General features: G+C 70.3%; 9 protein-coding genes and 2 riboswitches. Of the genes, 6 read left to right on the top strand and 3 right to left on the bottom strand.

Annotated features, from left to right (window positions below; genetic code table 11):
* On the top strand, nt 1-495 hold a 495-nt coding region (locus H0U68_RS09560), incomplete at its 5' end, for a tetratricopeptide repeat protein (protein WP_296354968.1).
* Nucleotides 496-519: 24 nt separating this feature from the next.
* Here the strand turns inward: H0U68_RS09560 and H0U68_RS09555 are convergent.
* Nucleotides 520-876 (bottom strand): hypothetical protein, encoded by a 357-nt coding sequence (locus tag H0U68_RS09555; protein WP_296354966.1) that lies wholly within the window; start codon nt 874-876, stop codon nt 520-522.
* Nucleotides 877-1,035: 159 nt separating this feature from the next.
* Between H0U68_RS09555 and cysT the strand changes: the two genes are divergently transcribed.
* The 4 genes from cysT to H0U68_RS09535 are packed head-to-tail and all read left to right on the top strand — an operon-like array spanning nt 1,036 to nt 4,246.
* Nucleotides 1,036-1,965: a sulfate ABC transporter permease subunit CysT gene (gene cysT / locus H0U68_RS09550; protein ID WP_296354964.1), complete on the top strand. Its 930-nt coding sequence runs from the start codon at nt 1,036-1,038 to the stop codon at nt 1,963-1,965.
* On the top strand, nt 1,962-2,810 hold the full coding sequence (gene cysW / locus H0U68_RS09545; protein WP_296354961.1) for a sulfate ABC transporter permease subunit CysW: 849 nt from the start codon (nt 1,962-1,964) through the stop codon (nt 2,808-2,810). The genes cysT and cysW overlap by 4 nt, the downstream gene beginning before the upstream one ends.
* Complete coding sequence (gene cysA / locus H0U68_RS09540; RefSeq protein WP_296354958.1) at nt 2,807-3,928, top strand: sulfate ABC transporter ATP-binding protein; 1,122 nt, start codon at nt 2,807-2,809, stop codon at nt 3,926-3,928. The genes cysW and cysA overlap by 4 nt, the downstream gene beginning before the upstream one ends.
* A 60-nt stretch (nt 3,929-3,988) precedes the next feature.
* On the top strand, nt 3,989-4,246 hold the full coding sequence (locus H0U68_RS09535; protein ID WP_296354956.1) for a DUF3297 family protein: 258 nt from the start codon (nt 3,989-3,991) through the stop codon (nt 4,244-4,246).
* Nucleotides 4,247-4,285: 39 nt separating this feature from the next.
* Here H0U68_RS09535 and H0U68_RS09530 read toward each other — a convergent pair whose 3' ends face one another.
* Entirely contained in the window at nt 4,286-4,762 is a 477-nt protein-coding gene (locus H0U68_RS09530) for an SRPBCC domain-containing protein (RefSeq protein ID WP_296354954.1), read from the bottom strand.
* Nucleotides 4,743-5,090, bottom strand: coding sequence for a metalloregulator ArsR/SmtB family transcription factor (locus H0U68_RS09525; protein ID WP_296354952.1), 348 nt, complete (start codon nt 5,088-5,090; stop codon nt 4,743-4,745). The genes H0U68_RS09530 and H0U68_RS09525 overlap by 20 nt, the downstream gene beginning before the upstream one ends.
* Before the next feature lie 93 nt (nt 5,091-5,183).
* Nucleotides 5,184-5,277, top strand: a riboswitch (glycine riboswitch).
* A 3-nt stretch (nt 5,278-5,280) separates the two neighbouring features.
* Nucleotides 5,281-5,392: riboswitch (glycine riboswitch) on the top strand.
* A gap of 83 nt (nt 5,393-5,475) precedes the next feature.
* Here H0U68_RS09525 and H0U68_RS09520 point away from each other — a divergent pair.
* On the top strand, nt 5,476-6,548 hold a 1,073-nt coding region (locus tag H0U68_RS09520; RefSeq protein WP_296354949.1), incomplete at its 3' end, for a D-amino acid dehydrogenase.

The following is a 6,548-nucleotide window of genomic DNA, read 5'->3' as shown; positions in this document are numbered from 1 at the left end:
CAGAGCCAGCCCGCCGCCGCGCGCGCCGCCGTCGAACGTGCCGCGCGGATCGCGCCGCACCAGCCGCGCGCTTGGTCGACATTGGCGTTCGTGGACATGGCGCAGTTCGACGCGCAGCGCGCGCGCGCGCATTTCGAACAGGCGCTGCACCTCGCCCCGGACGACATCACCGGCCTGCATGGCCTGGGCTGGGCCTGCGTGCTGCAGGAGGATTTGCCGGGAGCCGCTGCGGCATTCGAGCGCGCGATCGGCGCCGATCCCACCTGGGGCGAGAGCCACGGCAGCCTGGCCGTGGTGCTGGCCTTGCAAGGCGACGGCCAGCGTGCGCGCGCCGAGGTGGAGCAGGCGCGCAAGCTGCAGCCTGGTTGCATGTCGGCGCGCCAGGCGGAGGCGCTGCTGACCGGGCAGACGCAGCGCCTGCATGGCCTGGATAAATTGGCGCAGCAGATGTTGGGCGGACTGGGCGCGGCCCGGCGCCCGCCGCGCAAGCCCTGAGTCAGGCCCTCGGCCGGCTGAAATTCAGCCGTGCGCCGATTGCAGCAGCAGCTCGGCGGCCTGGTCGGCTGCCTGCGCGAGCTGCGGATCGTCCTGGAATTGCTGCTGCACGTGATCGACCATGCGGCTGAAGCCGGGATCGTTCACCAGCGCCGGTCCCAGCTCGGACAGCAGCACGGATTCGAGGAACACGCGCACGGCCTTCTGCTTTTTCTGCGGATCGTCGGCACGAATGCCGCGGATGCGTTCGGCCGCGAGCAGCGCCAGGTCGTCGGAGCCGGTGTCCTGCTTCGCGGCGCCGGCGGCGGCAGGGCGATCGCGCTTGCCGTCCTTGGCGGACACGCCGCCGCGCTGCCGCAGGGACTGGATCTGCACGCGCATCAGCGCTGCAAGTGGATCGGCGGGCTCGAGGCGTGACAAGAGAATGGTCCTTCATTTCATGATAGCAGGGCGAAAACCGCATAAGCATCTGCCCATAAGCATCTGAGAACTTGATTGTTGGGCGCCGCGGCCGCGCCTTCCACAATCGCGGCGCACCCCATGAACCCGCCGCAAACCTCCGCCGAACTCAGCCCGCCCTTTCCGCTGGGCAGGCCGGTGCGCGCGGGCGTTGCCGCCGCGCCGCGTGCCGCCCCACGGCGGCGTAAAGCCGGCCGCGTGCTGCCGGGCTTTCGCCTCACCATGGGCTACACGCTGGTGTTCCTCGCGCTGATCGTGCTGGTACCGCTGGCCGCGCTGCTGCTCAAGACCGCCACCCTGAGCTGGGACCAGTTCTGGGCCGCCGTGACCTCGCCGCGCGTGCTGGCGGCCTACAAGCTCACCTTCGGCGCGTCCTTCCTCGCCGCGCTGGTCAATGCCGGCTTCGGCCTGCTGGTGGCCTGGGTGCTGGTGCGCTACGAATTCCCGGGCCGCGGCCTGGTGGACACGCTGGTGGACCTGCCGTTCGCCTTGCCGACCGCCGTGGCCGGCATTTCGCTCACGGCGCTGTTGGCGCCCAACGGCTGGGTCGGCCAGTACCTGGAACCCCTGGGAATCAAAGCGGCGTTCACCCCCGCCGGCATCGTGATCGCGCTGATCTTCATCGGCATTCCCTTCGTCGTGCGCACGGTGCAGCCGGTGCTGGAGGAGGCCGAGGCCGAGCTCGAGGAAGCCGCCACCGTGCTGGGCGCCAGCCGCTGGCAGACCTTCTCGCGGGTGATCTTTCCCACCATCCTGCCGGCGCTGCTGACGGGCTTCGCCATGGCCTTCGCGCGCGCCATCGGCGAATACGGCTCGGTGATCTTCATCGCCGGCAACGTGCCCATGGTGTCGGAGATCGCGCCGCTGGTCATCGTCGGCAAGCTGGAGCAGTACGACTACGCCGGCGCAACGGCGGTGGCGGTGACCATGCTGGCGCTGTCCTTCCTGATGCTGCTGGCCATCAACGCGCTGCAGGCCTGGCAGAACCGCTGGGCGGAGGCACCGCGATGAACGCCGGCTCGCCGCCATCCCGGCGCCGCACGCATGCCGGCGAAGCGCGCTGGGTGCAGTGGACGCTGATCGGCGTGGCCGTCGCTTTCGTTCTGCTGTTCCTGGTGCTGCCGCTCGCGGCCGTGTTCGCGGAAGCTCTGCGCAAGGGCTTCGGCGCGTACCTCGCGGCGCTGCGCGAGCCGGATGCGGTGTCGGCGATCGTGCTCACGCTGGTCACCGCCGCCATCGCGGTGCCGCTCAACCTGGTGTTCGGCGTCGCTGCCGCCTGGTGCATCGCCAAGTACGAGTTCCGCGGCAAGGCATTCCTCATCACGCTGGTCGACCTGCCGTTCTCGGTGTCGCCGGTGGTCGCCGGCCTGGTTTACGTGCTGGTGTTCGGCGCGCATGGCTGGTTCGGCCCGTGGCTGGCCGCGCACGACATCAAGGTGATCTTCGCCGTGCCAGGCATCGTGCTGGCCACCATCTTCGTCACGCTGCCGTTCATCGCGCGCGAGCTGATTCCACTGATGCAGGCGCAGGGCAGCGAAGAGGAGCAGGCTGCCATCGTGCTGGGCGCGACCGGCTGGCAGACCTTCTGGCGCGTGACCCTGCCCAACATCAAGTGGGGCCTGCTGTACGGCGTGATCCTGTGCAACGCGCGCGCCATGGGCGAGTTCGGCGCGGTGTCGGTTGTGTCCGGACACATTCGCGGGCAGACCAACACCATGCCGCTGCACGTGGAAGTGCTCTACAACGAATACCAGTCGGCCGCCGCCTTCGCGGTGGCCTCGCTGCTGGCCTTGCTGGCGCTGCTGACGCTGGCCGTGAAGTCGGTGGCGAAGTCCACCGCCAGGAGTGCCGCATGAGCATCGACATCCGCAACATCGGCAAGCGTTTCGGCGAATTCGAGGCGGTGCGCGACGTGTCGCTGCGCGTCGGCCCGGGCGAGCTGGTCGCGCTGCTGGGGCCCTCGGGCTGCGGCAAAACCACGCTGCTGCGCATCGTCGCCGGCCTGGAGACGGCCGACACCGGCAGCATCGTGCTGGCCGGCGAGGACGCCACCGACCGCCACGTGCGCGAGCGCCAGGTCGGTTTCGTGTTCCAGCACTACGCGCTGTTTCGCCACATGACGGTGTTCGAGAACGTGGCGTTCGGGCTGCGCATCAAGCCGCGCGGGCAGCGACCGGCCGAGGCGCAGATCCGGCGCAAGGTGGGCGAGCTGCTGGAGCTGGTGCAGCTGTCCGGCCTGGCCGACCGCTTCCCGGCGCAGCTGTCGGGCGGGCAGCGCCAGCGCATCGCGTTGGCCCGCGCGCTGGCGGTCGACCCCAAGGTGCTGTTGCTGGACGAGCCCTTCGGCGCGCTGGACGCCAAGGTGCGCAAGGAGCTGCGCCGCTGGCTGCGCCGGCTGCACGACGAGCTGCACGTCACCAGCGTGTTCGTCACGCACGACCAGGAAGAGGCGCTGGAAGTGGCCGATCGCGTGGTGCTGATGAACGCCGGCGCGGTGGAGCAGATCGGCTCGCCGCAGCAGGTGCTGGACACGCCTGCCAGTCCCTTCGTCTACGGCTTCCTGGGCGACGTGAACCTGTTCCGCGGCCGTGCGCACGCGGGCGAGGTGCATCTGCAGGGCATGCGGCTGGACGCGCCAGAGCACGCGCAGGCACGCGACGCGCGCGCACTGGCCTACGTGCGGCCGCACGAGCTGGACATCCAACGCTACTCGCCGGGCCAGGAGATCGACGCTTCGGGTTGCCGGCGCGGCCTGGTGGTGCAGCTCAGCCGCGCCATGGTGGCCGGGCAGGTGGCGCGGCTGCAGCTGGTGCCGGCGCGCGACGGCGCTGGCGCGAACGAGGGTGCCGACACCGTCATCGAGGCGCACATCCCGGCACAGCAGTTCCGCGCCATGGGCCTGCGCGAAGGCGAGACGCTGGTCGCGACGCCGCAGCGTGTGCGGGTGTTCCTGAAAGAAGGCGCGCCGGCTTGAGCGGCGCCGGCAAATGCCTGACGGATGGGCCAGCGCGCGGACTTCTGCAAAATACGCCCCATGGATGAAGCCAGCCACCGCCCCACCTTGCCCGACCGCCTCTCGGTCGACCCCCGCAGCCCGCACCACGTGGCCGACGTGTTCCGCCACGACGTTGGCATCCGCTTCAACGGCAACGAGCGTGCCGACGTGGAGGAGTACTGCATCAGCGAAGGCTGGGTGCGCGTGCCCGCGGGCAAGACGCTGGACCGCAAGGGCCAGCCGCTGATGATCAAGCTCAAGGGCAAGGTCGAGGCGTTCTACAAGGCGCCTGAATAGGGCGGCGCCGCCGCCCTGTGCTGGCGGCGCCCTATGGCTTCATGCCGCATGCCCCAGGTGCGCAGCCAGGCGGTCGAAGCTCTGCGTCCAGCCGCCGTCGTGCCCGTCGCGCGAGGCCTGCGAGTCGAAGCCCACCTGCCGGAAGTGCATGCGCGTGCGGCCGGGCGCCTCTTCGCTGAACTCCACCGTCACCAGCGTCTGCGGGCCCGGCTGGCCCTGCGCGTCTTCCCAGGCATGGGTCATCGCCAGGCGACGGGGCGGGTCGATCTCCTGGTAGACGCCCTGCACCCAATGGTCGGTGCCGTCGGGCGCGCGCAGGCAGGCGCGCCAGCGGCCGCCGGGCCGCAAGTCCATTTCGTGGTGCGGCGTGGTGAAGCCTTCCGGGCCCGACCAGCGCGCCAGGTGGTGCGGCTCGGTCCAGGCGGCGAACACCAGCGCGGCCGGCGCGTCGAAGACGCGCACGATCACCAGTTCGTGCGGCGAGGTTGCCGCGGTCTCACTTTGCTTTTCTTGCACGGGGCTTCTCCTTGTGTTGCAGGTCTTGCAGGTAGTCGTCCAGGCGGTCGAAACTGGTTTCCCAGAACGGCTGGTAGCCGGCCGCCCAGTCCGCCACTTCCTTGATCGGTGCGCCGCGGATCACGCAGGGCCGCGACTGCGCCTCGCGGGTGCGGCTGATCAGGCCGGCGCGCTCCAAAATCTTCAGGTGCTTGGAGACGGCCGGCTGGCTGATAGTGAACGGAAGGCCGAGTTCGGTGGCGTTCGCCGGCCCCATCGCCAGGCGCGACAGGATGGCGCGGCGCGTCGGGTCGGCCAGCGCGGTGAACGTGCTGCTCAGGGCGTCCATGTACGGAACCTTGTGTTTATATAACTGTAAGGTTAAATAAAGATCACACGGATGTCAACCGCCCGTGCCTGCCCGGCCGTGCCGCCTGCTTACAATGACCGGGCAGGAGAGCAGGCGGCCCGCCAGGGCTGCCTCACCGAAGGCGCAAACTCCCATGCACGCTCAGGTCCCGTACTGCACCGATTCTTGTTGAACGCCGTCTGGAGAGCCGCCGCGCACCTCGCGTGGCGCACCGAAGGAGCAAGCACCGCGCGGGTCCGCGCGGCGTGAATCTCTCAGGTACCGGGGACAGGGGGAGCGGCAGCCGCGCGCATGCGCGGGCTGCCTCTTCGCGCCCGAGTGGAGAGTGGGCCCGCGCGCGCGGCCCACGTGGAGTGCTCTCACCATGCGAGTCATCGTTCTCGGCGCCGGCCTGATCGGCGTGTGTTCCGCTTACTACCTGCGCCAGCTCGGCCACGACGTCACCGTCGTCGACCGCCAGCGCCATGCCGCCGGCGAAACCAGCTTCGCCAACGGCGGCCAGATCTCCGTCAGCCACGCCGAGCCCTGGGCCAACCCCGGCGCGCCGCTGAAGGTGCTGCGCTGGCTGGCGCGCGAAGACGCGCCGCTGCTGTTCCGCCTGCGCGCCGATCCGCACCAGTGGCTGTGGGGCCTGCGCTTCCTGCGCGAATGCACGCCGGCGCGCACCCGCCACAACATCCGCCAGATCGTGCGGCTGGGCACCTACAGCCGCACCGCGCTGCAGGAACTGCGCGCCGCCACCGGCCTGCAGTACGACCAGCAGACGCGCGGCATCCTGCATTTCTACACCAGCGCCAGCGAGTTCGACGCCGCTGTCGCGCCGACGCAGCAGATGCGCGACCTCGGCTGCGACCGGCGCATCCTCTCGGTCGCGCAAGCGGTGGAGATCGAGCCCGCGCTGCGCCACGCGGCGCCGCAGCTCGCCGGCGCCACCTACACCGCGGCCGACGAATCGGGCGATGCGAACCGCTTCGCGCGCGAGCTGGCCGACCTGTGCGAACGCGCCGGCGTGACGTTCCGCATGGGCTGCAGCGTGACGGCGCTGCGCATGGCGGGCGGCGCCATCGACCACGTGGAGGCGACCGACGAGAACGGCCAGTTCACGCAGCTGCGCGCCGACGCCTACGTGGTGGCGATGGGCGCGTTCTCGGGCGTGCTGACGCGCAAGGTCGGCGTGCCGCTGCCGGTGTATCCGGCCAAGGGCTACTCGGTCACCATGCCGGTGAAGGACGCCGCGCTGGCGCACAGCGTGTCGCTCACCGACGACGAGTACAAGCTGGTGTTTTCGCGCCTGGGCGACCGGCTGCGCATCGCCGGCACGGCGGAGTTCAACGGCTTCGAGCGCCAGTTGAACCCGGTGCGCTGCGACGCCATCGTGCGGCGCGTGCAGGCGCTGTTCCCCGGCGCCGGCGACGTGGCGCAGGCCCGCTACTGGGC

It is taken from the genome of Ramlibacter sp., from assembly GCF_013697775.1.
Lineage (GTDB): Bacteria > Pseudomonadota > Gammaproteobacteria > Burkholderiales > Burkholderiaceae_C > Ramlibacter.
This window is presented reverse-complemented; position numbering and strand designations above follow the sequence as displayed.